We start from the raw sequence: 26,148 nt of genomic DNA, 5'->3' as shown, positions 1-26,148 counted from the left end.
TAATGAGCTTATGTCATCTGAATCAAAGCTAAGCAAATCAGATAAAGAGTTATCTGATTTGGTTCTAGAACAGAAAATTAAAGGTTCTCGTAAGGTTTCGAATTACCTAGTTGCTTCGATGCTTAGCATTGGAGGTGTTGGTTTTTTGTTGGCTTCATTCTCTAGTTATTTTGGAAGAGACTTTTTGCCACTTGGAAACCCTTCAACGCTAATTTTTGTTCCTCAAGGCTTGGTGATGGGTCTATATGGAGTAGCGGCTTTTTTACTAGCTCTTTATTTTTGGAGACTAATAAGCATCGATTATGGGTCTGGAGTTAATAGATTTGATAAAAACAAAGGAGTTTTATCTTTATCTAGGAGAGGTTTGTTGAAAAATATAGAAATAGAAATTCCAATTGATGAGATTAAGGCTGTGAAATTAGAGGTAAGAGAAGGTTTTAATCCACTTAGAAGAGTATCTTTGAGAATTAAAGGTAGAAAGGATTTGCCAATATCTAGAGTTGGATCTCCAAAACCACTATTGGATTTAGAGAATGAAGGTGCTGAAATTGCAAGGTTTTTAGAGGTTAATCTTGAAGGAATTTAAAAAGGATAATAAAAGCACAAATATTTTAAATAATAAAACTTTCACTTATAAATTTCTTCAACCAGTTTTTGTCTTTTTAATTCTTAATTCTATTTTAATATCTGGATGTTCAAATTTAAAGAAAAAAGAAGAAATAAATATATGTTCTACTACAACACTTCCCTGCCAGAATTCAAATGTATATGTTTTGTTGATTACAAATAGAGGAAAGATAAAAATAGAGCTTTATGGCCAATCAGCTCCAATAACTGTAGGAAACTTTCTTGATTTTGTAGAAAAAGGTGCGTACAATAAAACTGTCTTTAATAGGGTTATTAAAAAGCCCTACCCTTTTATAATTAGAGGGGGAGAAAATATTTTAAAAGAAAATAAAAATAAGTTTATAGATGTTAAAACAGGGAAAAAAAGATATATTCCTTTAGAGATAAAACTAAGAACAAGAAATTTACCAATATACGGGAGAGAAATATACGATTCTAGTCAAATAAATAATATTGAACTTAAGCACAAGAGATCATATTTATCCATGGCGAGATCTAAAAATCTTAATTCAGCAAGTTCTCAGTTTTATATATTATTAAAATCTTTACCAGAACTAGATGGAAGATATTCTGTCTTTGGGAAAGTGATTAGAGGTATGAATATAATTGATTTAATAGAGGAAGAAGATTTTATAATTGAAGCAAAAAGAGTCGATTCCTGAATAAAAATATTATTTTTTAGCTTTTAACATTTCTGTGTTTACTCCTGATGCCCTTTTAAGAGCAACTTTTCCCGTCCTGGCAATTTCTAAAATTCCATATTGTTTCAATAGGTTCTCTAGAGCTACAAGTTTGCCTGGATCTCCAACGACTTCAAGTGTCATCGCATTATCAGAAACATCTACAACTTTTGCTCTAAAAACTTGAACAAGGTCTAAAATTTTTCCTCTGTTTTCTGATGATGCTGAAACCTTCAAGAGCATTAACTCTCTTTCTACTGCTGGCAATGTTGTTAAATCAAGAACTTCTAAAACATTTATTAATTTGTTTAGCTGTTTTGTCATTTGTTGAAGTGTTGATTCGTCCCCTTGAACGACCATTGTTAATCTTGATATTCCTTTTGCCTCTGCAGGGCCGACAGCCAAGCTATCAATGTTAAATCCTCTTCTTGCAAAAAGGCCTGCAATCCTGCTTAATGCTCCAGACTCATCTTCAACTAAAACTGAAAGTGTGTGCTTCATATTTTTTACTTAGAAGTTTTTAAGTTCCTCAGCCATTTCAGAACAATCTGATTGAAATGTTTAGGTAATTCATCGTGTAGACAATGGCCAGCTTCATTAATCACAGTTAATTTAAGCCAAGGATGGAGCTTTATAAGTTTTTTTGCTAAAAATATAGGTATCAATTTATCTTGCTTACCCCAAATCAATAAAATTGGAGGTCGAGTTGGAAGGGTTTCAATTTGTTCAATGATAGATGGACCTTTCGCAGAGATTGGTCTATTGCTCATTCCAATGCACATGGCTCTAAGAGCATCTGAAGCATTTGCCCTCCTTGCAGGGACTGTAACTATTCTTCTTAATGGAATGTCATTTGAAATTGAGCGAAAATATGCACTTTGAAGCGCAAAAGTAATTAATTTTTTTCTAGATATTAAATTTACTAAAATTCTAAGAGGAAATAAATTAAAAAAAAGTTTTATAAGAAAACTTCTGAGTTTTTCCAACCAACTCGGAAATGAAAATTTAATTGGATTTATAAAAATTGGCTCTGGTAGTGGCGCTGCGATTACTGTTTTTATCTGCGCTGGCCTTTCAGAGAGAGTTGTGAGTGCAGTTAAAGCTCCTAATGAATTTCCAATCAAAATAACCTCTCTATTCTTTTGAATATCAACAATTTCATCAAGAAAAGAAGCTAATTGTGCTGCCCAAATTTGATTGTCTAGATATTTTATTTTGCTTTTAAGTTTTTGCTCTGATTTCCCAAAACCTAACAAATCTATACCGAATACCCTATAACCTTCTGATGCAAATATTTCTGCATTGTTTCTCCAGTGATCACTGCTGGCTCCAAACCCATGAATTAGAATAATTGGGGGATTTGATTCCTCTCCAGTAACCCTGAAGTGAACCCTATTATTTTTATAGTTCCAATACTTAGACTCACCCCAATCAGGGGATCCTATGAAAGGCTTTCTTTTAAAAATTTTTTGCTGCATTTAGTTGAAAACCTAATTTGAATTTGAGTTTTATAATTTTTATTTGATTTTAAGTTTATTTTAAAAATTTGCTTATGCTTTTCTATTGCTGTCTGAATGTCAGGGCTTTAGGTTTTAATAGAAGATGAGTTAAATTATCTGAATGGCATCAGAAATTTTTGGAATCGCTGCAGTCTTTTGGGTTTTAATTCCCGTTGGGCTTTTAGGAGGAGTTCTTCTTTTGAAACTTCAAGGTGATTGATTTCCACAATCCATAGTTTGTCCATTTAAGCTCCATTCTTGTAATGAATTCAACTATGCAAGTTCTGGTGATTGGTGGCACAGGAACTCTTGGTCGCCAAATAGCCAAAAATGCCATAGATGCAGGGCATAAAGTGCGTTGCATGGTTAGGAAACCAAAAGCAGCTTCATTTCTTCAAGAGTGGGGCTGTGAGTTAACCCGTGGTAATTTAATAAATAAAGAAGATATTGAGTATGCCCTTGATGGTGTAGACGCTGTTATTGATGCAGCCACTAGCCGACCAGATGATCCACGCAGCGTTTATGAAATAGATTGGGATGGAAAATTAAATCTATATAACGCTTGTGAAGAAAAAAATGTAAAAAGAGTAGTATTCCTATCTTTATTAGGAGCAGAAAAATACAGGCAAATCCCATTAATGGACATCAAATATTGTACTGAAGAATTATTAGTTAGTTCATCTTTGGATTACACAATCTTGCAAGGTGTAGCTTTCATGCAAGGGGTAATAGGTCAATTTGCTATTCCAATATTGAATAATGAACCAGTTTGGATAAGTGGAAATCCAACTGAAATTGCTTACATGAATACGCAGGACATAGCTCGATTTGCTGTTGCGGCGTTAGATAGGCCTCAAACCATAAAAGGAAGATTTCCCATAGTTGGTCCTAAAGCATGGAGTGCAAAAGAATTGGTTGGTTTATGTGAAAAGTTCAGTGAAAAAAAAGCGAGAGTATTAAAAGTTTCTCCAACCATAATATCTATTGCTCAATCAGTTGTATCGTTTTTTGAATCGACCTTAAATGTTGCTGAAAGGTTATCTTTCTCTGAATTGAGTGGCAATGGAGGGAAATTAGATGCTCCTATGGATGATACTTACACTGCTTTTGGTCTTGATCAAGCCGATTCAACAACAATGGAGGGGTACATAAAAGAGTATTACGGAGTTATTTTGAAAAGACTTAAAGATATTGGGGTTGACCTTGATATTGAAGAGAAAAAGAAATTCCCCATTTAAGCTGTTGCAAAAATATAGTTAATATGTACTATTGGGAAAACTTTTATTTGTAATGTCCATTAGTCAAATCAAAAACCTTAATAGAAGATTGGAAAATCTATCTAAAGAAGCCTCTTCAGAGTTAGATAAATTATGTGGTAATGAGTTATGGAAAAGTATTGGTTTTGAGGCTTTTGATGGTTTAGATGATGCAGGTATAAGAGCTTCTGCAAATTATTATTATGGACAATTCCAAACTGCTAGAGAGTTGCAAGAGATTTTTAGTTAAATATACATTTATTGGGTAATCAAAGACTTTTTAGAATACAATTATTTAGTTAATTAGTGATGCAAAAAAAAACACATGATTGAAACATCCGGCGTTATTGAAAAAGAGCAAGGTAATGGTTTCTATCTTGTAACTCTTGAGCAGCCCGCTGGACATCAATGCTTGTGTAGGGCCGCAGGAAAACTAACAAAATTTAGAATAAAATTGCTTGCAGGAGACAAAGTCCTTGTTGAAATCAGTCCTTATGATCTGACACGTGGTCGAATCACATACAGGGAGCGAAATGTAGGCCCCGGTGGCGGAAGACAAGGGGGGAATAGGCCAGGTGGGCCAAGAAAAAGATAAGGCTTTAATAGCTAATCAACTAGTGACTCTAATGCAGATTTATATTCACTTCTTGCTTTGACACCTTTCCATTGTTTTTTTAATTCTTTATTTTTGAAAAGATGAACCGTGGGTGTTCCACTCACATCAGCTTGCTTTGCAATTTCTTGATCGCTTTCTATATCAATTTCAACCCCTATAGCTTTTCCTTGTGATTCTTTAAGGACTCTTTGTAGTTGTGGCTTGAGTATGTGACAAGGGCCACAGCTGGTGGATGTATAAATAACGAAAAGAGGTTTCACTGTCTCATGGTACAACTTTCTCAATGCATAACTTCCCTTTTGCCATGTCTTGTCAGGGTCAAAATTTTCCTTGTTACTAACTTCTAAAGTTTTTGTCGTCTCAGCCATTGAGGGCTCTAAATCATCTCGTTGAATAAGAGTTGCCAGATTATTTTTTGATAGCCATCTTTCAGCGGCTAGAGCTGCTTTGCAACCACTTCCAGCAGCAGTAACGCCTTGACGCCATTCCGAATCAGCGACATCTCCTGCTGCATAAACACCTTCCAAAGAAGTTTCGGGCCTTCCAGGTTCTGTTAATAAATACCCTTTTGCATCTGTATCTAATTGATTGGTGAATAAAGAGGTGTTTGGAGTATGCCCTATTGCATAAAAAAGACCCTTGGCAAAAATCTCATCTTGCTGGTTTGTATTTGTCCGTTTGACTTTTAATTTCTCCAGCCATTCGTTACCTGAAACATCTAAAAGCTCAGTCTCCCAATGAATAGTAACGTTAGAGTTTGCGGTTACTCGATCGGCCATTGCTGCAGAGGCCTTTAACTTGTTTGATCTAACTAACAAATGTACATGGCTTCCGTATTTAGTTAGATATTCAGCTTCTTCGCAAGCTGAGTCTCCCCCTCCAACTACTGCAAGCTCTTCATTCCTGAATTGAGGAGTTGCACCGTCACAGATTGCACAGGCGCTTATACCTTTACTCCAAAAAGATTTTTCGTTCTTAAGACCCAGACGATTGGCACTTGCTCCTGTTGAAATAATTAAAGAGTGTGATTTGATTTTCTGAGTATTCGTTAGAATAGTAAAGGGTCTTTTACTTAAATCAATTGATATTGCATCTTCTTCGATTAACTTTGTTCCCCATCTAACAGCTTGAGCTTTTATTAAATCCATCAATTCTGGTCCCTGAACCCCATTAGGAAAACCGGGGAAATTCTCTACAAATGTGGTGGTCATTAATTGTCCTCCGGGGATTCCACCTTGTTCAAAACCAGTAATCAGCAATGGTTGCAGATTCGCTCTTGCAGCGTAAATTGCTGCAGTGTATCCAGCTGGTCCTGAACCTACGATTACTAAATTTTCATTTTTTAATTCTTTACTTTCAGCTGCCATACCATACCAATTTAGACTGACTTATACGATATAAGAAAAAATCTTGAAAGTGTATCTAAAGCCTAAAAAAGTGGATTACTTTTAAACCATTAATGATTAAAAATCAAAGTTCAAGAAGTTCGTCGGCGTCAAAATTTTCTTTTTGAAAGTGAGGCACTTTTAAGGTTGAAGCTTTTAATCCCTCTGGATAAGTATTTATACAAGTAATCCATTCGCAAAATTCCTGGCTGATAGCGTAGCTATCTTCATATCTTTCCACGCTATCAAGTAAAGCTATTCTGCTTGCGGCCCAACAGCTTGCGATACTTATTCTCTTGTTGAAAGAAGCATTCATAATTAATCCCCAACAAACGTACCTTGACATGCCAATGGGAGATTAACTTGTGTTTTTTGGTACAAATTTGCGTTTTGTCGGGAAAACGAAATTATCACTTAAGATTTTAGATTTTCTTTATATTTGCAATGATAAGAATATTTCTATTGTTCCTTTATTTTATTGATTATTGATTCAAGCTTTTATTTTGTAATTAATCCTAGTCATACTATACGGCTTCTGTATGGTTGATTAATAATTTTTCAACATCTTTTATACCTTCAACTGCTGCATTTTTGGCTAACTCATAATCACCGTTGGCTTCCTCTTCCAATGCCTTTGCAATCTTATTAGTTAACTCTTCTTTTCTTCCTTCAATCATTACTATTATTTCATTTTCTATTACTTTTCTAACAGCTTTAGATGGCAATCTGTCATCTTTTGCTTCAGCAAATGTTCCTTGCACAAGTTCTTGTATAAATAACCGGTGAACTTCACTACTTCTTAAAAAACTTTCGGTTGCATTGATGATGCCTTCAACCAAGGCTTCATCTGGTTCAGATTCTTTATTTGCAAGTTTGAATTCCCAATCAAGATGTTTTCTTTGCCATCCGGAAGCATGAAGACTAGGCATTACTGTCTGAGAAAAAGTGTCTACAGACATTTCATAAATTCGTTCTGCTAGTCGCTCACACCACTCTTTGCCGTGACTTTGAAGATTTTTTTGCATGGCTGTTCTTGGAACAGCATGCCCACCGTGATGGCTATGACATACACCATCAGGACATTCGATCGCGGTGAGGCTCATTTTTTTTTGATCGATAACATTTTCTCATTTCCTTCATAGCCAAGAAAAACTATTAGGAAAACCTTTCTTAACTAAAAATGGTGGTATTCAAACGTTTCCTCTCCTAATCTTAAGGAGGATCAATTTTTTTACTTTTGGTTAGTCTCTTAATTCCTTTCGAATCAGCTTTTGAGGAAACTCGCGTTTCAGCTACTCCAGAGACTGTTAAAAAGTTTTTGGACCTGGGTTGTAAAGTATTTTTTCAAAAAGGTGCAGGACAGGCTGCCGGTTTTTTAGATAATTCTTATGTGGATGCTGGCGCTGAATTAATTGAAAAGGAAAATAATGAGGTAATAAAGATTGTTGATATAGTTCTCTGCGTTCAGCCTCCGGATGAAAAATTTCTTTCACAATTAAAACCGGGCTGTTTTCTTGTGGGATTATTGAATCCTTACGGGAACAAATTATTAGCCGAAATATTAAAATCTCAAAAAATTTCTGCAATATCTTTGGAGTTGCTTCCGAGAATTAGCCGAGCACAATCATCAGATGCGTTATCTTCTCAAGCAAATATAGCTGGATATAAATCCGTACTTTTAGCAGCTAGTGCTCTTGATAGATATTTCCCGATGTTAATGACTGCTGCTGGAACAATTCAGCCTTCAAAAGTTGTTGTTTTAGGCGCTGGAGTCGCAGGATTGCAAGCTATTGCAACAGCAAAAAGACTTGGTGCTGTTGTCTATGTGAGTGATATACGAGAGGCTGTGAAAGAGCAAGTTGAATCACTAGGCGCAAGATTTATTGAGCTTCCAAAGATTGACGAAACCCCTTCAGAATCTGGAGGATATGCAAAACAAGTTTCGGATGAATTTCTCATTGCACAAAGAAAAGAATTGGCAACTCAATTATCTGAAGCTGACGTAGCGATTTGTACTGCGCAGGTTCCTGGTAAAAGAGCTCCAAAACTTATTGATGAAAATATGTTGGATGATATGCGTCCTGGTTCGGTAGTGATTGATCTTGCTGTTCTTAGTGGTGGTAATTGTGCATGCTCAAAACCAGGAGAAACTATTATTAGAAAAGGTGTCAAGATTGTTGGTGCATCTGATCTGCCTTGTTCAATTCCAAATCACGCAAGTTTTTTATATTCCAGAAATTTATTGTCTCTTCTAAAACCGATGTTTAAAGAGGGTAAGTTTTTAATTGATAACGATGATGAGCTTATTAGTGGTTCTTTGATTAGTAAGGATGGAGTAATCCTTAAATCAGAAATCATTGAGAATGGAGGAATTAAGTAATGAGTTTTTTTAGTGAAGCTCTTTGGGTGCTTCTTCTTGGAAGTCTTTTGGGACTAGAGCTTATAGGCAAGGTTCCGCCAACCTTGCACACTCCATTAATGAGTGGAGCTAATGCAATCTCAGGCATCACCATGCTTGCAGCTTTAACATTGATAATCAAATCAGGAGACAATTTACCTTTACTAATAATTGGCTCAATATCTCTTGGTTTCGCCTTATTCAATGTAATTGGTGGCTTTCTTGTTACAGACAGAATGCTTGCAATGTTTAGCCGTAAAAAAACTCGTAAATAGGATTATTTCTTATGACTTTTATTGGTCCAATTAAGTTTGCTATTGATCTACTAGCGGTTTTATTACTTGCTTTGGGCATTAAAGGCCTGTCAAAAGTTAGATCAGCAAGGGAAGCAAACAGGCTTGCCGCTATTGCAATGTTATTGGCTGCTTTTGGGGTTTTGATGAACTCTCAAGGCACTATTGGGATTTCTACTGACTCTTTGGTTTGGATAATTAGTGGAACCTTGATTGGTGGGCTTTTAGGAGCCATTACAGCTAAAAAAGTTCCAATGACTGCAATGCCAGAAATAGTGGCTTTGTTTAATGGTTGTGGAGGAATGTCATCACTTTTGGTTGCACTTGGTGTTGCATTATTCCCATCTTCAGAGGGCTCTGATGGAGTGGCAAGTCAGCTTGTCAGGAATTTTTCAATAGTAGTTTCACTCTTTGTGGGAGCGATTACTTTCTCTGGATCAATAGTTGCAATGGCAAAGCTTCAGGGTTGGCTGTCTACACCTTCGTGGACCCAAAGTAAAGCTAGGCATTTCTTTAATATATTGTGTGCTGCTCTTACTTTGATTGGCGGGATCTATCTTTTAATAGATGGGAAAAATGGTCTTTTCCTTATTGTATTTGCTTCATCTTTGCTTGGTATTGGAGTTACTCTTCCTATTGGCGGAGCAGATATGCCAGTAGTTATATCATTGCTAAATAGCTACTCAGGAGTTGCAGCAGCAGCGGCAGGTTTTGTTGTTGGTAGTCAACTTTTGATTGTCGCCGGTGCAATGGTTGGAGCTGCTGGACTGATCCTTACACAAGTCATGTGCGATGGCATGAACAGATCTTTAGTTTCTGTTTTGTTTGGAGGTGCACTTGGTGCTAGCTCAGTCGCCTCAGTAGGAGGAGGAGAGTATACAAATATAACTAGTTGCAGTCCGGAAGAATGTGCACTCACGCTCGAAGCTGCAGAGAGAGTTGTGATTGTTCCAGGTTATGGTCTTGCCGTGGCCCAGGCTCAGCACACCCTAAGAGAGGTCACCAGAGTATTAGAGAGTGCCGACATTGAAGTCACGTATGCCATACATCCTGTTGCAGGAAGAATGCCTGGTCATATGAACGTTCTTTTGGCAGAAGCAGATGTTCCATATGAGCAATTAAAAGAAATGGATGTAATTAATCCTGAATTTCCTGCTACGGATGTTGTATTAGTTCTAGGAGCGAATGATGTGGTTAATCCTCAGGCCAAGAATGATCAGACTTCACCACTTTATGGTATGCCAGTTTTAGATGTTCAAGAAGCTAGAACAGTATTTGTTGTTAAGAGAGGAATGAGTGCTGGATATTCAGGTATAAAAAATGATCTTTTTGATTTGCAAAATACTTCTATGGTCTTTGGAGATGCAAAAAAAGTTCTTGGAGATCTTTTGTTGGAATTAAAGGAGCTTGGAGTTGGCAGTAAAGGATAATTTTAAAAGACAAGGTTTACTCTCAGATTTAGGAATAAGCCCTTTTAAAGAGCGTATCCCCTGGATTGGTCCTGACCTTCAGACCCTAAGAGATACATTCGCTTCCGATGAATTACCTGATGTCAACTCATCAGAGATTCGTATCAATGTTCCACCACTAAAAAGTAGAAAAAAAGGAGGAGGTTCATTAGTTGCGTACTTGGATAAACCATCAAGTTCCTTGCGCATCAATGGTTTAGTTCTACTTCTGCATGGACTTGGTGGTTCTACTCGTAGAAGAGGGTTGACTAGAATGGCTAGTGCTTTGGTGCAATCAAACTTCGCCGTTTTGAAACTCAATCTGAGAGGTTCAGATCCTTGTAGAAATTATGTTGATGGTACCTATGCCGCTGAGTGCAATAGTGATTTGGTTCCTGTATTAAAGCGTGCTAGAGAGATTTCATACCAATTAACTAATGACTATAACTGTTCAAAAAACATTCCTCTTTTTGGCGCTGGGATTTCTTTGGGTGGAACTATTCTTTTAAATGCTTGTATGAGTGATGAGTTTTTATTAGATGGATTGGTATGTATTAGTAGTCCTTTGGATTTGAGTGAGTGTAGTTCATCTATTGAAAGACCCAGAAATTTTATTTATCAGAAATGGTTGTTAAATCGTTTAATTAGGCAAACTTTAGAAGATCCTTTTGGGATAGAAGAAACTGAAAAGGATGCGTTAGTAATAAATAAAAAAGATAAAAAAAGAAAAATAAATGATATTAGATCCTTTGATAATTTTATAACTGCTCCGAGGTGGGGATATGAAAATGTCGATGAATATTATGCGAAAGCATCTCCATTTTTCTCTCTTATTAATAATGAAAAACCTATTCCTAAAACATTATTTATTCAATCTAAAGATGATCCTTGGGTTCCTTATTTAGCTGCTGAAAGACTAATGGAAAAAATGAAATTTTCTAAAGATCAAAATTTTAATAAATTTATTTTTACTGAAAAAGGAGGACACAATGGATTTCATGGGGTTCAAGGTTGTTGGGGGGATCAAGTCGTTTCTAAATGGTTTTTATCTTTGAAAACTATTTAATCTAAAACTGCATTTTTGTAATATTTTTTTCTGAATAATTTAAGACTTCTTCTCTGGCCCAGCTGTCAACTTCAAGAATTTCATTGAGGCTTGGATTTAGATTTAGGTCGCATTTATGTTTCTCGCAAATCGCCTCAATTACTTTTGGAATATCGATAAATTTAAACCTTTCTTCTAGAAATAGCCCTACTGCTTTTTCATTAGCGGCATTAAGCACTGCTGGCATTGTGCCTCCTATTTTTCCTGCGCCGTAAGCAAGTTCCATGCATGGATATTTTTTAGTATCTGGTTCTTTAAAAGTTAAATTGCCTATTTCAGTAAGGTTTAATCTGGGCCAAGGTGTTTTAAGTCGACTAGGCCAACTTAAACAATACAAAATAGGGAGCTTCATATCTGGCCATCCCAATTGAGCTAAAACTGATGAATCATCCAATTCAACCATCGAGTGAATGATGCTTTGTGGATGGATAATGATTTCGATTTGATCATATGAAAGGCCGAAAAGATAATGCGCTTCAATGACTTCGAGTCCCTTATTCATAAGGGTTGCAGAATCTACAGTTATTTTCTTTCCCATGCTCCAATTAGGATGGCTAGTCGCATCCTCGACAGTTGCTTTAGCTAAATCTTCAGCTTCCCAATCTCTAAATGCTCCTCCTGATGCAGTTAATTGTATGGATTTAAATCCTGGAGTAGGCACCCCAGTTGAGAGTCTTGCATTGTCAGCCCATGGCGTTCCTTGGAGACATTGAAATATCGCTGAGTGTTCAGAATCTGCAGGCAAGAGCCTACTTCCACTTTTTTTTAAAGCAGGAATGACAACTGGTCCTGCTGCAATCAAAGTTTCTTTATTTGCTAGAGCTAGGTCCTTCCCTGCTTCAATAGCTGCAAGTGTTGGCAGGAGGCCAGCACAGCCAACTATTCCAGTTACAACAAGATCTGCACTTCCCCAAGCTGCTGCAGTATTAAGTCCTTCGGCTCCAGCCATCAATAAGGGTTTCTTGTATATTCTTGAATCTTCAGTAAGATTATTTATTCGCCTAGACAGTTCTGGCAAAAGAGACTCATCGGCTAGTGAAACGACTTCAGGTTGATGAGTTTCAATTTGTTTGATTACTAAATCAAGATTCTTTCCTGCTGTTAGCGCAACAATTTTGAATTGATCAGGAAACTCTTCTGCAATTTGAAGGGTTTGAGTCCCAATAGATCCAGTTGAGCCTAAAACGCTTATGGCTTTCACATTGTGAAGTCAAGTATTACCAGTCTCCCATTTAAAGGTATAACCCAGTTATATATTTACCAGTTTCTTCTGGATTTTAATAGAGATTTATTATGCAAGAAAGGGAACAATGGAGATCAGGACTGGGATTCGCACTTGCCGCGGCCGGTAGTGCTGTAGGCCTTGGAAATCTTTGGGGTTTTGCTTATAGGTCATCTCAAGGCGGTGGACTTGCTTTTCTTATCCTTTATGTATTGGTTGTTTTAGTTGTTTGCCTACCTGTCTTAGTTGCAGAGATGGTCTTGGGGAGGAGCACTGCAAGTAGTCCTTTCCTTGCTCCCATTAAAGTTGCTGGAGAGAATTGGAAGCCTCTAGGTTGGTTGTTTGCAATAGCTTCTTGTGGAATTCTTTCTTATTACGCAGTGATAATGGGATGGACCATTGATACTTTTTTCCATGCCTTGTTCGTCGGCCTACCCTCAGATATGACGGAGGCGGGAGAATTTTTTGGTAAAATTAGCAGTGGTAATAGTGTATTTGTAGGTCAAATAATCAGCTTATTATTAACTGCTTTTGTTGTTGTTGCTGGCGTTCGTGGAGGCATAGAAAAACTAACAAAATGGGCAATGCCATTTTTATTTGGACTCCTTTTGTTGTTAGCTATATGGGCTGCAACTTTATCTGGGGCATGGGAAGGATATACATCATTTTTACTTAAATGGGATTCATCTCAACTTTTTGATAAAAACACCATAAGTAATGCATTTAAACAAGCTTTCTTTTCTTTAAGTTTGGGTATTGGAATTATGGTTGCCTATTCTTCATATCTAAACCGTAAAAATCATCTTCCTAAAGAAGCTTTGAGAGTTGCAACTTTGGATACTGCTGTTGGTTTACTTGCCGGTTTGATTACATTCCCTGTCGTTATGAGTTTTGGTTTGAAAGATGTTATCAGTGAATCAACTGTTGGGACTTTATTTATTGCTCTCCCAACTGGATTTGCGAATCTTGGATTTCTTGGGAGATTGATTGCTGCCGTTTTCTTTGGATTGGCATTTATAGCTGCTATTACTTCTTCTATTTCATTAATGGAAGTACCAGTATCTTCTTTAATGGACAGATTGAATTGGAGTAGGAAAAAGGCCGTTTGGACTTCAACATTATTGATTTTCTTGATTGGAATACCGTCTGCTACTTCTATAGACTTTTTAGGCAAGTCCGATGCTATCTGTAATACACTCTTGATATTAGGCGGTCTTCTAATTTCAATTCTTTTGGGTTGGATAGTTCCAAATCGTTATGATGAAGATCTTGCAAATTCTAATGCTAATTTGAGAGTTAGAAGGTATTTAAAGTTTATGCTGCGCTGGGTGTCTCCACCAGTTATTGCTATAGGACTTTATTTAACAGTCTTATCTACAATAGAAACGTTTGCTTAATCTGAAATTTGTTTCCATTCAGTAACCCCTTTTGGTTTATCAATTAAATCAATTCCAATATTTTTCAAATCAGCTCTTATTTTGTCAGCGAGTAAAAAGTCTTTATTAGCTTTTGCTAGGGCTCTATTCTTGATAAGTTCTTCAATTTTATTAGTGTCAAGTTCAGTATCGTTTATTGTTTCTTCTTGATTTAAATTTACTTTTAGGCCCAGAACTCCTGCTAGCTCGCAGAGTAGTTCCCATTTATTAAAAACTTGATTTAAAATATCTTCGTCAACTTCATTGATATCTTTTTCTTTTAATAAATTTAGGCACTTTCTAATAGGTTGAGACAATTCAAAAAGTATAGATAAAGCTCCAGATGTATTTAGGTCGTCATCCATATATTTTTCAAAGTCTGATAATAATTTAAATGAGTCTTTATCAAGTTTACTGTTGGCAGATCTTTTTATCGGTTTATCTAGGTTGATTTCGTTTTTGGCTTGATCTTTAATCTTATAAATATAACCAAAAGACAGGCAATTATTTAATCTTTCCCAACCTTTTGAAGCTGCTTTTAGCGCTTCTTCAGTAAAATCTAGAGGCTTTCGATAATTAGTTTGTAATACAAAAAATCTCAAAGTCATAGGTGAAATTCCTTCATCTAATAAAGATCTAATGGTTGTAAAATTCCCTAGTGATTTACTCATCTTTTCACCTCCCACATTAACCATTCCATTGTGAAGCCAGTATTTTGCTAACTCTTTCCCATTACAGGCTTCAGATTGAGCTATTTCATTCTCATGATGAGGAAATATAAGGTCTGATCCACCAAGGTGAATATCAATACTTTCCCCTAATTCTTGTTTAACCATTGCTGAACACTCAATATGCCAACCTGGTCTGCCGTTTCCCCAAGGCGAAGAGTAACTAACCTCACCTGATTTGGACTTTTTCCAGAGAGCAAAATCAAGCGAGTTCTTTTTACTTTCTTTTTGATTTGTTTTTAATCTACCTGCTGCATTATTTATCTGATTCTCAATTTCTCTTCCACTAAGTTTCCCATAATTTTTATGTTTATCTACTGAAAAATAAACATCACCATTTGATGAGTAAGCTACTTTTTTTTGCTCTAATTCTTCTATGAAATTAATAATTTGATGGAGGCATTTTGTTGCTCTTGGCATGCTACTTGGTCTAAGTATGGAAAGAGTATCCATATCTTTATGAAAATCATCAATATTTCTTTCACTTAATTCATCAGTAGAACATCCTTCTTTATTTGCTCGATTAATAATTTTGTCATCAATATCAGTGAAGTTTTGTACAAATTTAACTTCAAATCCTTTCCAAATTAAAAACCGTCTTAATACATCCCAATTAAGATAACTTCTTGCATGACCAAGATGACAAAGATCATAAACAGTTACACCACAACAATATATTTTAACTTGATTAGGATTTATAGAAATAAAATCCTCTTTCTTATTGGATAAGGTGTTTGTGAATTTTAGGGACAATTTCTTAGATAAAAATGTGAGAAATTATTGAATTTATCAGCAACTATTTTGCCTCCATCCAATTTACTCCAACGCCAGTTTCAACTATAAGAGGGACGCTAAGTTTTACAGCATTTTCCATAGTGTTTCGAACAAGGAGTGTTGTTTCCTCCAAATCTTTGGGATCAACTTCTAGCACGAGTTCATCATGCACTTGAAGTAGAATTTTTGCTGCCAATCCAGTGTTTCTTAAAGCTGAATGCAATTGAATCATTGCTAGCTTAATTATGTCTGCACTTGAGCCTTGAATCGGTGCGTTTGCTGCTGCTCTTAATTGTTGTGCTTCCATACCAGCTCTTCTGGCCGTAGTTAAATCAATTTCATTTGGTGGAGTTCCCAGAAGTCTTCCAAGCCCATTTTTATTGAAATGAAAATAACGTCTTCTCCCTAGTAATGTTTCAACAAACCCTTGGCTTAGGGCAAGTCTTTCTTGATATTCTAAAAATTTAAAAACGGCTGGATAACGTTCTTTGAATTTACTTAAAAAATATTTTGCTTCTATTAATGAAACGCCCGTTGATCTTGCAAACCTTTGAGCCCCCATACCATAAATAACCCCAAAATTTATAGTTTTTCCTATTCTTCTTTCATCGGCTTCGATAGCCTCTTTTTCAAATAAAATTTTTGCTGTTAAAGAGTGGACATCCTCATTTTTTAAATAAGCATTTTTTAGTACTTCTTCACCTGAAAGATGTGTAAGTATACGAAGTTCAATTTGTGAATAGTCTGCGCTTAGAAGTTTCCAATCTTTTTGCGGAAGAAAAGCTTTTCTTATTCGTCTGCTAAATTCAGTTCTAACAGGGATATTTTGGAGATTTGGATTGCTGCTACTTAACCTTCCAGTAGCGGTTACGGCTTGATTGAAATCAGTATGTACTCTTCCCGTTTCTTTTTCAATAAGCTGAGGCAAAGCATCTACATAAGTATTAAGCAACTTACTTATAGTGCGATGTTCAATAATCATTTTTATTATTGAATGGTCTGATTCCAGCTTTTCCAACACACCTGCATCTGTACTCCATCCTGTTTTTGTTTTTCTTGATTTTTTCCTATCTAAATCAAGCTTCTCAAAAAGCAGTTCACCTAATTGTTTAGGTGATGAAAGGTTAAACTCATTTCCTGCAATCTTATAAACTTCCTCCTCAATACTTCTTAATGTGTTTGTTAGCTCTAAGGATAAATCTTTTAGATAAGGTGTATCAATAATAATACCTGTAGATTCAATTTCCGCTAAAACCTGCTCAAGTGGTTGTTCAACTTCTTTGAGTAACTTTATTAATTTCTTACTTGTACTTTTTAACCTTTCAATATAGATGATTGCTAATTTTCTTGTTAAATAAACATCCATTCCGCAGTATATACTTGCAGACTTAATGTCCACAGAAGAAAAGTCTTCTCCTTTTTTGACAACATCAGAAAAACTTTTGGGCTTAAAGCCAAATTCTCTATAGGCAATTTCATCTAAACTATGCTTAAGAGTTGCATCACATATATAGTCAGCAAGTAAAGTATCAATTACAACGCCATTTAATATAACTCCATGTCTTAGTAATATCAGTCTATCGTATTTTGCATTCTGTAGGGTTTTAGGATTTTCCTTGCTAGAGAACCAATCCTGAAGTGCATAGATAACTTCTTCAATCTTTAATTGATTGATATGATTCTTTTCTATTAAATCTTCTTCTTTATTGCGATGTCCTATTGGTATATAAACTATATCTTTCAATGATTCACCATAACAAAAGCCTAGGCCAACAAGTTCAGCTTTAAAAGGGTTCAAACTCGTTGTTTCTGTATCAATTGCTATTGGTTTCTTCTCATCTGTATGCTTCATTATTTGTGAAACAAAATTATTAAGTTCTTCCAAGTTGTCTATAATTTTAGGTTCTATCTGAGGAATCTTTTCTATTTCATTATTCTCACTCTTATTATTAACTGGTTTACTTTCTTTAGATGAGAGATTAGTGTCTTGTTCTGATAATCCTTCATTAGAAAATAGAGCTTTAAAAGTTGAAACTTGTTTTAATAAACTATGTAACTCAAGTTTTTCAAGGTTTTCAGCTAACTTTGATTCATTAATACCCTCTAAGTTATGATCTATGTTTCGATTTATAGGGATTTTAATTAAAATTTCTGCAAGTTTTTTTGAGAGATACGCATTATCTTTATCTGCTTTTAGTTTTAATCTAACTGCTCCTTTTATGGCTCCACGTTTCGCTTTATCGCCTTCTTTCTCGAGCTCTTGGAGTGTTTTATAGACTCCATCAAGATCATTATTTTCGTTTAAAAGATTTATTGCTGTTTTTGGACCAACTCCTTTGACTCCTGGAATATTATCTGAGCTATCACCAGTTAGGGCTTTCAAATCTATTACTTTATTTGGATTCACTCCTAGTTTCTCCCTGACTCCTTCTTCGTTAATCAGATTAGGATTTCCGCTTTTTGCGTAAGGACCACCTCCCATGTACAAGACAGCTATATCTCTTGCATCATCTACTAATTGGAATAAGTCTCTATCTCCAGAGAGTATTCTGACACTCCAACCTTTTTCAGCAGCATCATTGGCAAGTGTTCCTAAGACATCATCTGCTTCATATCCAGGAGCTTTGCATATTGAAAGATTGAGACTTTCTTTGAGAATTTTTTCAAGCTTGTTTAAATCTTGAAAAAATATGTCTGGTGCTACATCTCGATTGGCTTTGTAGTTTGGATCTTCCTTATGGCGAAATGTTGGCTCAGCAGTATCAAAAGCAATTGTGATTCCTTTGGGCTTAATAGTTTTGCAATTGTCTAAAAGACTTTTTAAAAAACCATAAGTAACACTTGTAGGAAATCCGTCCTTTGTGGCAAGTCCTCCTTCCCCCCCCTTGCTAAAAGCATAAAAACTTCTGAAAGCTAAAGAATGGCCATCAACTAATAATAAGGTTGGCTTTTTTATTTCTTCCATGAAACATTAATAATGAGATTAATTAATAAATTTATTAATTTTCTCTTTTTTTGGCCCAAGGAGGAAGATTAATAAAAACTTTCTCTCCTGGTTCTAATCCAGATATTATTGCAGTTTTACTACCACTACTTGTACCTAACTCAACTTTTTTAAATGTTGGTTGATTGTTATTTCCAACTACAAGCACTCCTGCTTTTCCTTCTTCCGTGACAATTGCAACAGTTGGAATAAGTGTACTAATCTTTGTTGCGCCGGTTTGAAAATTGATGTCAGATGTCATTCCTAGACGTAGATCTTCAGGCCTATTGCTTAACAACAACGTAACTTCAAATGATGTTACGTTGTTGTTTTTGATTGCACTTGGAGAGATTTTGGAAACAACTGCTTTAAAACGCTTATCAGGAAAAGCATCTACTCTAATCGTCGCTTCTTGAGCGGTTTTTATTCTTCCAATATCGCTCTCAGGAACTTTCGCAACTATTTCAAGACCTTGTGAGAGTTTGACTATTGATGAGCTTGTAGATCCTCCTTCTCTTGATGAAGAAGCAGAGGTCGTAGGAGTTACGAATGCTCCAGGGACTGCGTATCTGCTTGTTATTACACCTTTAAAGGGTGCTCTTATGCTTGTCTCATTCTCTTCAACCTCTATTTGCTTAAATTTAGATTCGCTTCTTAAAAATCTATTTTTATATTCTTCATACTCTTCGGCACTTATGGCACCTTCGTTGAAAAGCATCTTCCTTCTTGTGTAACTCGCTTTTTGAGTCTCATAATTAGCTTTTATTTCGTCAATTCTAAATTCCAAGTCTCCAAAATCCATTTTTGCAATCAGATCACCTTTCTTAACTTGGTCCCCTTCCTCCACGTAAATTTCAGAAAGTATCCCCTGTCTTTTTGGGCTAACATTTACGCTTTTATTTGCTTTTAGTTCACCACTTGCTGTTATCAAACCAGGTAAGCTCCCGCTTTCAGCTGCAATTGTAAATTCGCTTATGTCTTTGTTCGATCCATCTCCTTGTTTAAGTTTAAAACTAATTCCACCAGCACTTAATATTGAAAGCGCGATTAAGGCTAAAAATTTTTTCTTTTTGAAGGTTTTCCAATTCATTTTGTAATAACCAAGTTCTCAAGACTTGTAGAAGCTGAGTGATGAAAGAAAAGCTTAAAAACTTTCCTTTGGAGATTTATAACTATATTTTCGCTGTTAAGGGGCACTATTGGGTTTAATTTAGGCAAATTAATCAGCTGGCGTCTTTTCAAAGACCCATTTCAATGCTCAAGGCCGGAATTGTAGGACTCCCAAATGTTGGAAAGTCCACTTTGTTTAATGCTCTTGTTGCTAATGCAAAAGCTCAAGCAGCAAACTTCCCTTTTTGCACGATTGAACCCAATGTTGGTTCTGTTTCAGTACCGGATGAACGTTTGAATTTGCTTGGCGAACTGAGTAACAGTAAGCAAATTATTCCAACTAGGATGGAGTTTGTTGATATTGCTGGTCTTGTTAAGGGAGCAAGTAAAGGGGAGGGACTGGGTAATAAATTTTTAGCAAATATAAGGGAGGTTGATGCAATAGTTCATGTGATTAGGTGTTTTAGCGATGATGATGTTGTTCATGTTTCTGGATCAGTAGACCCATCTAGAGATATTGAGATAATAAATTTAGAATTAGCATTATCTGATCTAAATCAGATCGAAAAACGTAGAACTAGATTAAAAAAACAAGTAAGTACTAATAAGGAAGCAAAGTTAGAGGATGAGGTATTAGAAAAATTAAGCGAAGCCCTGGAAAATGAGAAAGCAGTTAGAAGTGTTTCGTTAACTGATGAAGAAAAAATATTAATTAAACCATTAGGCTTGCTAACGGAAAAACCAATTATTTATGCAACGAATCTTGGAGAAGATGAACTTGCGAATGGTAATTCCTTTTCAGATGAAGTTGATACAATGTCAACGAAAGAAGGTTCTGAATGTGTGAAGATTTCAGCGCAGGTTGAAGCCGAGTTAATTGAATTAGGTGCGGAGGAAAGAGATGATTACTTGAATGGATTAGGTGTAAAGGAAGGAGGTTTAATTAGCCTTATTAAGGCTACATATCGATTGCTTGGTTTAAGCACTTATTTTACTACGGGTGAAAAAGAAACAAAGGCTTGGACTATTTCTGATGGAATGACAGCCCCTCAGGCTGCTGGGGTAATTCACACGGATTTTGAGAAGGGTTTTATTCGAGCTCAAACGATTTCATATGAAAAATTGTTAGAAGCAGGATCTTTAGCGGAAGCTAGAAACAAAGGTTGGTTAAGAAGTGAAGGTAAAGAATATGTTGTGAATGAAGGAGACGTTATGGAGTTTTTATTTAACGTATAAGCGTCGAGTCATAGCAGGGGGTCTTAGTATTCTCAAAAAAGCCTTGCCTAACTTTTTAGATGCCGAATTTTTCTAATGCTTTCTCAAATTTAATACTTGTATTTTTATCTATAAAAATAATTTTTGAGGTCGAAACTTTTGATTTTTCATCTTTGTATGTCAAATGATAGATATAGGCTTTTGAACGAAATGCTCCTCGATATTTTTTCTCTTTATAAATTTCTAGGATTTGGTCTTTAGAAATTGGAATCCCATCGTTAACTTGAAAAGATGCCTCTGTTGAAGAGGTTTTGGGCAGAAATCGTATAATGCAATCTTCATCTTCTTCATCCCACCAAGCATGAAAAATAGTCTTGTTACTTATTGCGCTATGATGAGTTGAATGAGCGAGAACAATACCTGATGGAACTGATGTAAGAAAAACTAGAGAGGTGATTAATAAGAAATACATAATTAAGAATAAATTTTTTTAGTTAATCAAGAAATTTATCTACGTCAATTCCAGTGGTTCCAGTATTTTCTCTGCCTACATCTTTTGGAGATTTTAGAATGCTAGAAATAACAACACTATTACTATCTTCATCATATTTCCAGTCTCTCATTTTTTTATTTTCCCTTGCAATCTTTCCTTCTCTTTTTAGATTATTAAATAACTTTTTATTTTTAAGTTCTAATTTAATTGCCTTCACTCTTCTTTCCCAACTTGGGTGAGTACTTAACATTTCCATAACAGCTTCAGGTACCTTTTCTGTCTTTCTTTTTTTTGTACTTTTAAATTCGTCACAGTCGTCGTAAATAGGGTCACAGTATCTTGCTCTCCTATCTTTCTTTAAACAATCAAATTTCTCTTTTCCTTTTAAACCTATTTTGTCACACTTATCTTTTGAGATATCTTTTTCTTCCTTATTTATGAAAATAGGGACATCCTCTTTCCCTGGATCATTAGTGCCTTCAGGAAGTAAACGAGCAATGATTTTATCTTGATCATGAGGCATAGTCTCTGATGCTACTTTTATACATTCTTCTGGGTTGAATCCCGCTCTAGCGACATATTTAAGTCCTAATAAGTCAGCCTCGTATTCTTGACCTCGACTAAATGCTAATAACTTTAAGCTGCTATCTCTTAGGTAGCTATCAATGCTTTTAAAAGCTTTCTTTAAGTATTCAGGTGCTAATCCCTTCGTTTCATTGATAGATTTACCTATAACTGGCGAATAATTAAGTGCTATTTTACCAATTTCTGGTGCAGCCATTTGAGCTGCTAATCTATCAAATTGTATTTGAGTTGAGACTTGATTTATTGAACTATTGTCGCCAGAGTAAGCAGATGCCATTCCTCCAAATATAGCTGCCATTACATAAGCACCAGTTTGGTTATCATGTAATTGTTTTACCCTACTGGATATTTGTTTAGACGCTTCTAAATCATATTTTAACTGTTCTTTTTGTTCTTCCTCAGAATGATTTTGTGTTATGTGAGCTAATTCATGAGAGATCACACAAGCTAATTGAGTTGGCTTCCCCATAAAATCTTTCATTAGGGGAATATTTAAAAACAGTGTTCCGCTATTGCTGTAAGCAAATGCATTTGGACTCCCAGCCATTGTGTTGACAACTTGTCTTGCCCATATATCAAAATTAGTTGACTTATCTATGTCTGGAAGTAATTGTAAAGCCTGACAAGCTTGATCATTCATATCACAAAAAGCCCCTTTCCTAACAGCTACTCTTATGGGTCTTTTTATTTCATTTGACTCTAGTATTCTGTCAGTCAATCTATAAGTTAGATATAAATCTGGATCAAGTTTTTTCTTTGCTCTTTTATATGCTGTAGATTTTTCTGGATTAATACGCTCTTTATATAAATTGTTTAGTACACCTATTGATAATAAGGCAATTAAGCCAATTAAAATATTCTTTTTCGAAAGGTATTCTTTCAATTTCATTGAATAATCTTTAAATTTCATTTTTTATTCTTGCCCACTTTACTAGTCAACCTAGCTCATGTAGATAGTGTTTACCTTTTGAAGTCTTGTTGCATCGATTAATTTAAAGGAGGTAAAAGGTTAGAAACCCATATTTTTGATTTTCGTAGGTTAAATCAATTCTTTAAACAATGGATTCTAATTCAAGGCTTGCATGGTTTCCAGATTCAGTCTGGCTCTGCTCTAACTTCGTTCTACTCTTCTGACTTACGTCTAACCCTGTTTTTCAGCTGTGATCAGTTTATATGACTGGACGTTATGGAGTTTTTATTCAATGTATAAGCGTATAGTCGTAGCATGGGTTCTCAGCAATTTTTATTGCTAGTATAATTTTTTTTATTTTTTTGATTGTAGACGTTTTACATTAATTGACAAAGGTTATTAGTCTTATCGATAGAATCTTTCCTACATTTTTTAGGTGTTTTTATAAAAGATGGCTCGTCTTGTTGCCAATCTTTTTATTGCACTTTTTTCCTTTTAGAAGAGATTTTGATAGTTATTTACACTGCGATTAAACCAAAGTTACGCCATGGTGAATATTTAATTACTTGCTAGAGCAAAATTTGCTGTGAAGAAATTATGGAAAAAAGCTATTTATAAATTACTTCGACTTCTTAGAAAATCAAATGAGCGGTTTTAATGATTTTCAAACAATGATTAATAATTTGAATGAAGAAAATCTTTCAGAGCTATGTGAGAAGTTTCTTACTGATCACGAAGAAGCAATGAATATATTGTCTAACTATTGTAGATCGTTTGGATTAAACTTAGATGATACACAAATCAAAGATCACATGTCTATTATGCATAGCAATGGTTGCTTTGATAATGTTGTTTGTTTTGGGATTGAATTATCAGAAAATCAGTTGTACAAAAAGTTTCATCCTGATTAGAGCGTTATCTTCTTCCGAGTCTCTTTGACTTTTGATTAAATCGTTAATTTTAATCTAGTCTAGCTTTTTAGCGTTTTGGTCTAAGCCTATTTTTTGTTGCAAACATAAAAAAGCTGCAAATTATTTGCAGCTTTGAGTACTAGTTTTGATTAATGTTAATGACTCTGGAATTAAATGGTTTTTATTTTTAACCAAATAAAGCTGAGGCTACGCCAGCTACGGCTATTACTATTCCTCCCCATTTGATTACAGGCTGACCCTTGTCATAGGTATTTGAAACAAGAATTGCAGCGAGAAGGATCTCTACAAGGTTTTCGTTGATCATGGGTCGAAGCCATAATAGTAGTTGTTGATACTTTTTCTAGCTGATCTTTGTCTTATGGGCAACAAATATTAAGCATTTCATAGACTAATTTGTAATTTCTCCTATGGTTAAAAACTTTAATTTAGATATTATCTCCATTATTAGGTCTTAGTCGGATTCCAAGATTTTTCTCTGATGAACAAACTTTATTTTATCTAATTTTGATTTTCGGTTGTAGATGATATGAATTGATACTAAGTAGTTGTCTTCAAAATATAGTAGGTGGGCTATGCTAAAGATTTTCAGAAACTGAATTGGAATTTAGTCAGATTTCATCTAGCTACGCATGTCAAAAAGTTTTCACCTAGATATAAAGTTTTGATTGGAATTATATCTTTCATTAATGTTTTATTTTGATATTTATTAAAGCAAATCATTATTTCTCAATTTTTTGATCTTAAGCTACTGAAAAACTACGCGGACAAATAACTATTGTTTCTATTATTACTAGGGGCACTTGCCCGCCCTAGGGCTAATAGCTTAGCGTTAAAATTACTATATTATCTAGTATTTATAGATTAAAAATAGAGTATTTTTTTTTTAGGTCTTAAATTTTTTGTATAATGATGCTTGTAGACAGATAAGAAATGACTATAATTGGCCAATAAAGTTGAGATTAAATGGACAAAAGTCAGTTTAATATAAAGATCTCAAAAGACTTGTTAAGCAGAATCAAGAAACAGGCAATGATGTCTGGAAAAAGCTTAACCGAACATATTACTGATTTAGTAACTAAATCGTTATCAGAAAATGATTTTCCAAAATCAGAAGATTTTTACAATAAAAGGATTAAAGCTTTAGAACAAAGGTTGTTGAGCATTGAATCAATAGTTAGTAATCGTGAATACTTAAGTCAAAAACTCAAGCCATTTACCAACCCAGAGGCAGCTAACTGTACAAAGTTCATGAAAGGTCTATTTGATAAAGAAGTTAAAAAAAGAAACTTTGTTGATAAAAATCAAGCCTTTGATGACTTTTTCAATCATCTAGTAAATTATGTTCAAGTAGATTATTTCCCGACTGAACGATTGAGGGAAGTGATGCTTAATGAACAACCTGATCCTTGGACAGGTAAAGAACTTAATGATTTAGCTAGTGACAACAAATGTAATTGTCCAATTAGAAAAGGTTTAATTGATTGGACTGGAAAATTTAATTGTCCTTCGCAGCAGGAAATATGTGAAAAAGGAGAAAAACTACTTGCATCCATCTAATAGTAGTTAAGTATCGTTAATTAGATCTTTACTGACATCCCATAATCTTTTTCTTGAAAGATGATTTAGAGCTTTTGGGGCATTTCTACATACCTTTGGGGCACCTCTGAAGTTAAATCTTGGACCATACTGTTGGCCTCCCCTCACCCCAGGCAAGGTCGCTGCCGCTATTTGAGGAAGTGCGCCCATTTTGGCGCTTTGAAATATTGGATCCATTAATTTATACGCAGTTTTTTCTTGCCATGATTGATTCGCTTCAATAGATTTTAGCTGTAAGTTTGTACGAGCTATTCCAGGATGAGCCAATAAAGAAAGAACTTTTGAGTCGCTCATCTCAAGTTTTAAATTAAGTTCCAGACCAAACATTACGTTGGCAAGTTTACTTTGTGCATATGAAGACCAACGATCATATTTAAGTTTTCCTTGCAAGTCATCCCAATAAATATCTCCCAAATATTGAACCCCTGAGGTGACGGTTACAACTCTGGCATCCCTGGCATGTTTCAGTAAAGGTAATAATTCAAGTGTTAATGACATGTGAGCAAGGTGATTAACGGCGAATTGTATTTCTAATCCTTGCTTGCTAAGAGTAAAAGGCGGAGCCATTATACCGGCATTATTTATAATTACATCTATGTGATTAAATTTATTTTTAATCTTATTTGATGCATTTTTTACATTAATTAGATCAGATAAATCTAATTTAACAAGTTCAATGTCACCAGTGTAATTATACTTTGAAAGTTCTTGCTTAGCTTTTTCACCTTTGATTAAGTCTCTACAACACATGATTATAGTCGCACCCTTCTCCAGGAGGAATTTAGATGTCTCATAGCCAAGTCCACTATTGGCTCCAGTTATTAAGAATATTTTTTTCTTTTGCGATGTTATTTTGCTTAATTTAACTTTCATTGATC

The 26,148-nt window shown here is 35.1% G+C and carries 27 protein-coding genes; 14 read left to right on the top strand and 13 right to left on the bottom strand.

Annotation, left to right across the window (positions count from 1 at the left end; genetic code table 11):
* The first annotated feature begins 10 nt into the window (after nt 1–10).
* Both AC6EI0_RS04610 and AC6EI0_RS04605 read left to right on the top strand, forming a co-directional pair.
* Complete coding sequence (locus AC6EI0_RS04610; RefSeq protein WP_498523261.1) at nt 11–586, top strand: photosystem I assembly protein Ycf4; 576 nt, start codon at nt 11–13, stop codon at nt 584–586.
* The gene (locus AC6EI0_RS04605; RefSeq protein ID WP_498523260.1) at nt 573–1,289 is read left to right on the top strand and encodes a peptidylprolyl isomerase; all 717 of its coding nucleotides are present in this window, start codon (nt 573–575) and stop codon (nt 1,287–1,289) included. Before AC6EI0_RS04610 ends, AC6EI0_RS04605 begins: the two co-directional genes overlap by 14 nt.
* A 9-nt stretch (nt 1,290–1,298) precedes the next feature.
* Here the strand turns inward: AC6EI0_RS04605 and ilvN are convergent, their stop codons facing one another.
* Both ilvN and AC6EI0_RS04595 read right to left on the bottom strand, forming a co-directional pair.
* Entirely contained in the window at nt 1,299–1,808 is a 510-nt protein-coding gene (gene ilvN / locus AC6EI0_RS04600; RefSeq protein ID WP_498523259.1) for an acetolactate synthase small subunit, read from the bottom strand.
* A 5-nt stretch (nt 1,809–1,813) separates the two neighbouring features.
* Nucleotides 1,814–2,785: an alpha/beta fold hydrolase gene (locus tag AC6EI0_RS04595; protein WP_498523258.1), complete on the bottom strand. Its 972-nt coding sequence runs from the start codon at nt 2,783–2,785 to the stop codon at nt 1,814–1,816.
* A gap of 142 nt (nt 2,786–2,927) precedes the next feature.
* Here AC6EI0_RS04595 and petM point away from each other — a divergent pair, with 142 nt between their 5' ends.
* The 4 genes from petM to infA all read left to right on the top strand — a co-directional run bounded on the left by petM (nt 2,928) and on the right by infA (nt 4,657).
* Nucleotides 2,928–3,026 carry a cytochrome b6-f complex subunit PetM gene (gene petM, locus AC6EI0_RS04590; RefSeq protein WP_011294850.1) on the top strand — a complete coding sequence of 33 codons (99 nt, stop codon included), beginning with the start codon at nt 2,928–2,930 and terminating at the stop codon, nt 3,024–3,026.
* 55 nt (nt 3,027–3,081) lie between these two features.
* Nucleotides 3,082–4,044, top strand: a complete 963-nt coding sequence (locus AC6EI0_RS04585; RefSeq protein ID WP_498523500.1) for an NAD(P)H-binding protein — start codon at nt 3,082–3,084, stop codon at nt 4,042–4,044.
* A 52-nt stretch (nt 4,045–4,096) separates the two neighbouring features.
* Entirely contained in the window at nt 4,097–4,312 is a 216-nt protein-coding gene (locus tag AC6EI0_RS04580; RefSeq protein WP_498507835.1) for a DUF8669 family protein, read from the top strand.
* A gap of 75 nt (nt 4,313–4,387) precedes the next feature.
* On the top strand, nt 4,388–4,657 hold the full coding sequence (gene infA / locus AC6EI0_RS04575) for a translation initiation factor IF-1 (protein ID WP_011294847.1): 270 nt from the start codon (nt 4,388–4,390) through the stop codon (nt 4,655–4,657).
* An 11-nt stretch (nt 4,658–4,668) separates the two neighbouring features.
* Here the strand turns inward: infA and trxB are convergent, their stop codons facing one another.
* From trxB to AC6EI0_RS04560, 3 genes are all read right to left on the bottom strand, one after another.
* Nucleotides 4,669–6,045 carry a thioredoxin-disulfide reductase gene (gene trxB, locus AC6EI0_RS04570; RefSeq protein ID WP_498523257.1) on the bottom strand — a complete coding sequence of 459 codons (1,377 nt, stop codon included), beginning with the start codon at nt 6,043–6,045 and terminating at the stop codon, nt 4,669–4,671.
* A gap of 103 nt (nt 6,046–6,148) precedes the next feature.
* Nucleotides 6,149–6,379, bottom strand: coding sequence for a DUF8673 family protein (locus tag AC6EI0_RS04565; RefSeq protein WP_498507832.1), 231 nt, complete (start codon nt 6,377–6,379; stop codon nt 6,149–6,151).
* Between the two features lie 208 nt (nt 6,380–6,587).
* A complete protein-coding gene (locus AC6EI0_RS04560) occupies nt 6,588–7,166 on the bottom strand; it encodes an EF-1 guanine nucleotide exchange domain-containing protein (protein ID WP_498523256.1) in 579 nt (192 codons plus the stop codon).
* 134 nt (nt 7,167–7,300) lie between these two features.
* On the opposite strand from AC6EI0_RS04560, the gene AC6EI0_RS04555 reads away from it, so the two are divergent.
* Genes AC6EI0_RS04555 through AC6EI0_RS04540 form a run of 4 tightly spaced genes read left to right on the top strand, consistent with a single transcriptional unit; the run spans nt 7,301 to nt 11,268 of the window.
* Nucleotides 7,301–8,443, top strand: coding sequence for a Re/Si-specific NAD(P)(+) transhydrogenase subunit alpha (locus tag AC6EI0_RS04555; RefSeq protein ID WP_498523255.1), 1,143 nt, complete (start codon nt 7,301–7,303; stop codon nt 8,441–8,443).
* Entirely contained in the window at nt 8,443–8,736 is a 294-nt protein-coding gene (locus tag AC6EI0_RS04550) for an NAD(P) transhydrogenase subunit alpha part 2 (protein ID WP_011294842.1), read from the top strand. The genes AC6EI0_RS04555 and AC6EI0_RS04550 overlap by 1 nt, the downstream gene beginning before the upstream one ends.
* Nucleotides 8,737–8,747: 11 nt before the next feature.
* Nucleotides 8,748–10,184: an NAD(P)(+) transhydrogenase (Re/Si-specific) subunit beta gene (locus tag AC6EI0_RS04545; RefSeq protein WP_498523254.1), complete on the top strand. Its 1,437-nt coding sequence runs from the start codon at nt 8,748–8,750 to the stop codon at nt 10,182–10,184.
* The gene (locus AC6EI0_RS04540) at nt 10,168–11,268 is read left to right on the top strand and encodes a serine aminopeptidase domain-containing protein (protein WP_498523253.1); all 1,101 of its coding nucleotides are present in this window, start codon (nt 10,168–10,170) and stop codon (nt 11,266–11,268) included. The genes AC6EI0_RS04545 and AC6EI0_RS04540 overlap by 17 nt, the downstream gene beginning before the upstream one ends.
* A gap of 1 nt (nt 11,269) precedes the next feature.
* Here the strand turns inward: AC6EI0_RS04540 and AC6EI0_RS04535 are convergent, their stop codons facing one another.
* On the bottom strand, nt 11,270–12,508 hold the full coding sequence (locus AC6EI0_RS04535) for a 1-deoxy-D-xylulose-5-phosphate reductoisomerase (protein ID WP_498523252.1): 1,239 nt from the start codon (nt 12,506–12,508) through the stop codon (nt 11,270–11,272).
* A gap of 92 nt (nt 12,509–12,600) precedes the next feature.
* Between AC6EI0_RS04535 and AC6EI0_RS04530 the strand changes: the two genes are divergently transcribed.
* On the top strand, nt 12,601–13,926 hold the full coding sequence (locus tag AC6EI0_RS04530; protein ID WP_498523251.1) for a sodium-dependent transporter: 1,326 nt from the start codon (nt 12,601–12,603) through the stop codon (nt 13,924–13,926).
* On the opposite strand, the gene cysS is transcribed toward AC6EI0_RS04530, so the two are convergent.
* Genes cysS through AC6EI0_RS04515 form a run of 3 tightly spaced genes read right to left on the bottom strand, consistent with a single transcriptional unit; the run spans nt 13,923 to nt 19,519 of the window.
* On the bottom strand, nt 13,923–15,425 hold the full coding sequence (cysS, locus tag AC6EI0_RS04525; RefSeq protein ID WP_498523250.1) for a cysteine--tRNA ligase: 1,503 nt from the start codon (nt 15,423–15,425) through the stop codon (nt 13,923–13,925). The two genes, AC6EI0_RS04530 and cysS, sit on opposite strands and share 4 nt — an antisense overlap.
* Nucleotides 15,426–15,468: 43 nt before the next feature.
* Nucleotides 15,469–18,411, bottom strand: a complete 2,943-nt coding sequence (polA, locus tag AC6EI0_RS04520) for a DNA polymerase I (RefSeq protein ID WP_498523249.1) — start codon at nt 18,409–18,411, stop codon at nt 15,469–15,471.
* Between the two features lie 34 nt (nt 18,412–18,445).
* A complete protein-coding gene (locus tag AC6EI0_RS04515; RefSeq protein WP_498523248.1) occupies nt 18,446–19,519 on the bottom strand; it encodes an efflux RND transporter periplasmic adaptor subunit in 1,074 nt (357 codons plus the stop codon).
* 164 nt (nt 19,520–19,683) lie between these two features.
* Here AC6EI0_RS04515 and ychF point away from each other — a divergent pair, with 164 nt between their 5' ends.
* On the top strand, nt 19,684–20,775 hold the full coding sequence (gene ychF, locus AC6EI0_RS04510; protein WP_498523247.1) for a redox-regulated ATPase YchF: 1,092 nt from the start codon (nt 19,684–19,686) through the stop codon (nt 20,773–20,775).
* Nucleotides 20,776–20,830: 55 nt separating this feature from the next.
* Here ychF and AC6EI0_RS04505 read toward each other — a convergent pair whose 3' ends face one another.
* Both AC6EI0_RS04505 and AC6EI0_RS04500 read right to left on the bottom strand, forming a co-directional pair.
* Nucleotides 20,831–21,226, bottom strand: coding sequence for a hypothetical protein (locus tag AC6EI0_RS04505; RefSeq protein WP_498523246.1), 396 nt, complete (start codon nt 21,224–21,226; stop codon nt 20,831–20,833).
* A 22-nt stretch (nt 21,227–21,248) separates the two neighbouring features.
* Nucleotides 21,249–22,742: a M48 family metalloprotease gene (locus tag AC6EI0_RS04500; protein ID WP_498523245.1), complete on the bottom strand. Its 1,494-nt coding sequence runs from the start codon at nt 22,740–22,742 to the stop codon at nt 21,249–21,251.
* 644 nt (nt 22,743–23,386) lie between these two features.
* Between AC6EI0_RS04500 and AC6EI0_RS04495 the strand changes: the two genes are divergently transcribed.
* Complete coding sequence (locus AC6EI0_RS04495; protein ID WP_498523244.1) at nt 23,387–23,653, top strand: hypothetical protein; 267 nt, start codon at nt 23,387–23,389, stop codon at nt 23,651–23,653.
* A 187-nt stretch (nt 23,654–23,840) separates the two neighbouring features.
* Here AC6EI0_RS04495 and AC6EI0_RS04490 read toward each other — a convergent pair whose 3' ends face one another.
* Nucleotides 23,841–23,978, bottom strand: a complete 138-nt coding sequence (locus AC6EI0_RS04490; protein ID WP_498492520.1) for a hypothetical protein — start codon at nt 23,976–23,978, stop codon at nt 23,841–23,843.
* Nucleotides 23,979–24,637: 659 nt separating this feature from the next.
* On the opposite strand from AC6EI0_RS04490, the gene AC6EI0_RS04485 reads away from it, so the two are divergent.
* Nucleotides 24,638–25,231 (top strand): hypothetical protein, encoded by a 594-nt coding sequence (locus AC6EI0_RS04485; protein WP_498523243.1) that lies wholly within the window; start codon nt 24,638–24,640, stop codon nt 25,229–25,231.
* A gap of 6 nt (nt 25,232–25,237) precedes the next feature.
* Here the strand turns inward: AC6EI0_RS04485 and AC6EI0_RS04480 are convergent, their stop codons facing one another.
* A complete protein-coding gene (locus tag AC6EI0_RS04480; protein WP_498523242.1) occupies nt 25,238–26,143 on the bottom strand; it encodes an oxidoreductase in 906 nt (301 codons plus the stop codon).
* Nucleotides 26,144–26,148: the final 5 nt, after the last annotated feature.

It is taken from the genome of Prochlorococcus sp. G5PB11 (assembly GCF_059772425.1).
Note: the sequence above shows the minus strand (reverse complement) of the source record. Positions and strands in the feature narration are given on the sequence as shown.

Bases quoted from the DNA above. Each gene is read 5' to 3' on its own strand.
- AC6EI0_RS04610 (WP_498523261.1), top strand. From the start codon at position 11: ATGTCATCTGAATCAAAGCTAAGCAAATCAGATAAAGAGTTATCTGAT.
- ilvN (WP_498523259.1), bottom strand. From the start codon at position 1,808: ATGAAGCACACACTTTCAGTTTTAGTTGAAGATGAGTCTGGAGCATTA.
- AC6EI0_RS04595 (WP_498523258.1), bottom strand. From the start codon at position 2,785: ATGCAGCAAAAAATTTTTAAAAGAAAGCCTTTCATAGGATCCCCTGAT.
- petM (WP_011294850.1), top strand. From the start codon at position 2,928: ATGGCATCAGAAATTTTTGGAATCGCTGCAGTCTTTTGGGTTTTAATT.
- AC6EI0_RS04585 (WP_498523500.1), top strand. From the start codon at position 3,082: ATGCAAGTTCTGGTGATTGGTGGCACAGGAACTCTTGGTCGCCAAATA.
- AC6EI0_RS04580 (WP_498507835.1), top strand. From the start codon at position 4,097: ATGTCCATTAGTCAAATCAAAAACCTTAATAGAAGATTGGAAAATCTA.
- infA (WP_011294847.1), top strand. From the start codon at position 4,388: ATGATTGAAACATCCGGCGTTATTGAAAAAGAGCAAGGTAATGGTTTC.
- trxB (WP_498523257.1), bottom strand. From the start codon at position 6,045: ATGGCAGCTGAAAGTAAAGAATTAAAAAATGAAAATTTAGTAATCGTA.
- AC6EI0_RS04565 (WP_498507832.1), bottom strand. From the start codon at position 6,379: ATGAATGCTTCTTTCAACAAGAGAATAAGTATCGCAAGCTGTTGGGCC.
- AC6EI0_RS04560 (WP_498523256.1), bottom strand. From the start codon at position 7,166: ATGAGCCTCACCGCGATCGAATGTCCTGATGGTGTATGTCATAGCCAT.
- AC6EI0_RS04550 (WP_011294842.1), top strand. From the start codon at position 8,443: ATGAGTTTTTTTAGTGAAGCTCTTTGGGTGCTTCTTCTTGGAAGTCTT.
- AC6EI0_RS04545 (WP_498523254.1), top strand. From the start codon at position 8,748: ATGACTTTTATTGGTCCAATTAAGTTTGCTATTGATCTACTAGCGGTT.
- AC6EI0_RS04530 (WP_498523251.1), top strand. From the start codon at position 12,601: ATGCAAGAAAGGGAACAATGGAGATCAGGACTGGGATTCGCACTTGCC.
- polA (WP_498523249.1), bottom strand. From the start codon at position 18,411: ATGGAAGAAATAAAAAAGCCAACCTTATTATTAGTTGATGGCCATTCT.
- AC6EI0_RS04515 (WP_498523248.1), bottom strand. From the start codon at position 19,519: ATGAATTGGAAAACCTTCAAAAAGAAAAAATTTTTAGCCTTAATCGCG.
- ychF (WP_498523247.1), top strand. From the start codon at position 19,684: ATGCTCAAGGCCGGAATTGTAGGACTCCCAAATGTTGGAAAGTCCACT.
- AC6EI0_RS04505 (WP_498523246.1), bottom strand. From the start codon at position 21,226: ATGTATTTCTTATTAATCACCTCTCTAGTTTTTCTTACATCAGTTCCA.
- AC6EI0_RS04500 (WP_498523245.1), bottom strand. From the start codon at position 22,742: ATGAAATTTAAAGATTATTCAATGAAATTGAAAGAATACCTTTCGAAA.
- AC6EI0_RS04495 (WP_498523244.1), top strand. From the start codon at position 23,387: ATGAGCGGTTTTAATGATTTTCAAACAATGATTAATAATTTGAATGAA.
- AC6EI0_RS04490 (WP_498492520.1), bottom strand. From the start codon at position 23,978: ATGATCAACGAAAACCTTGTAGAGATCCTTCTCGCTGCAATTCTTGTT.
- AC6EI0_RS04485 (WP_498523243.1), top strand. From the start codon at position 24,638: ATGGACAAAAGTCAGTTTAATATAAAGATCTCAAAAGACTTGTTAAGC.
- AC6EI0_RS04480 (WP_498523242.1), bottom strand. From the start codon at position 26,143: ATGAAAGTTAAATTAAGCAAAATAACATCGCAAAAGAAAAAAATATTC.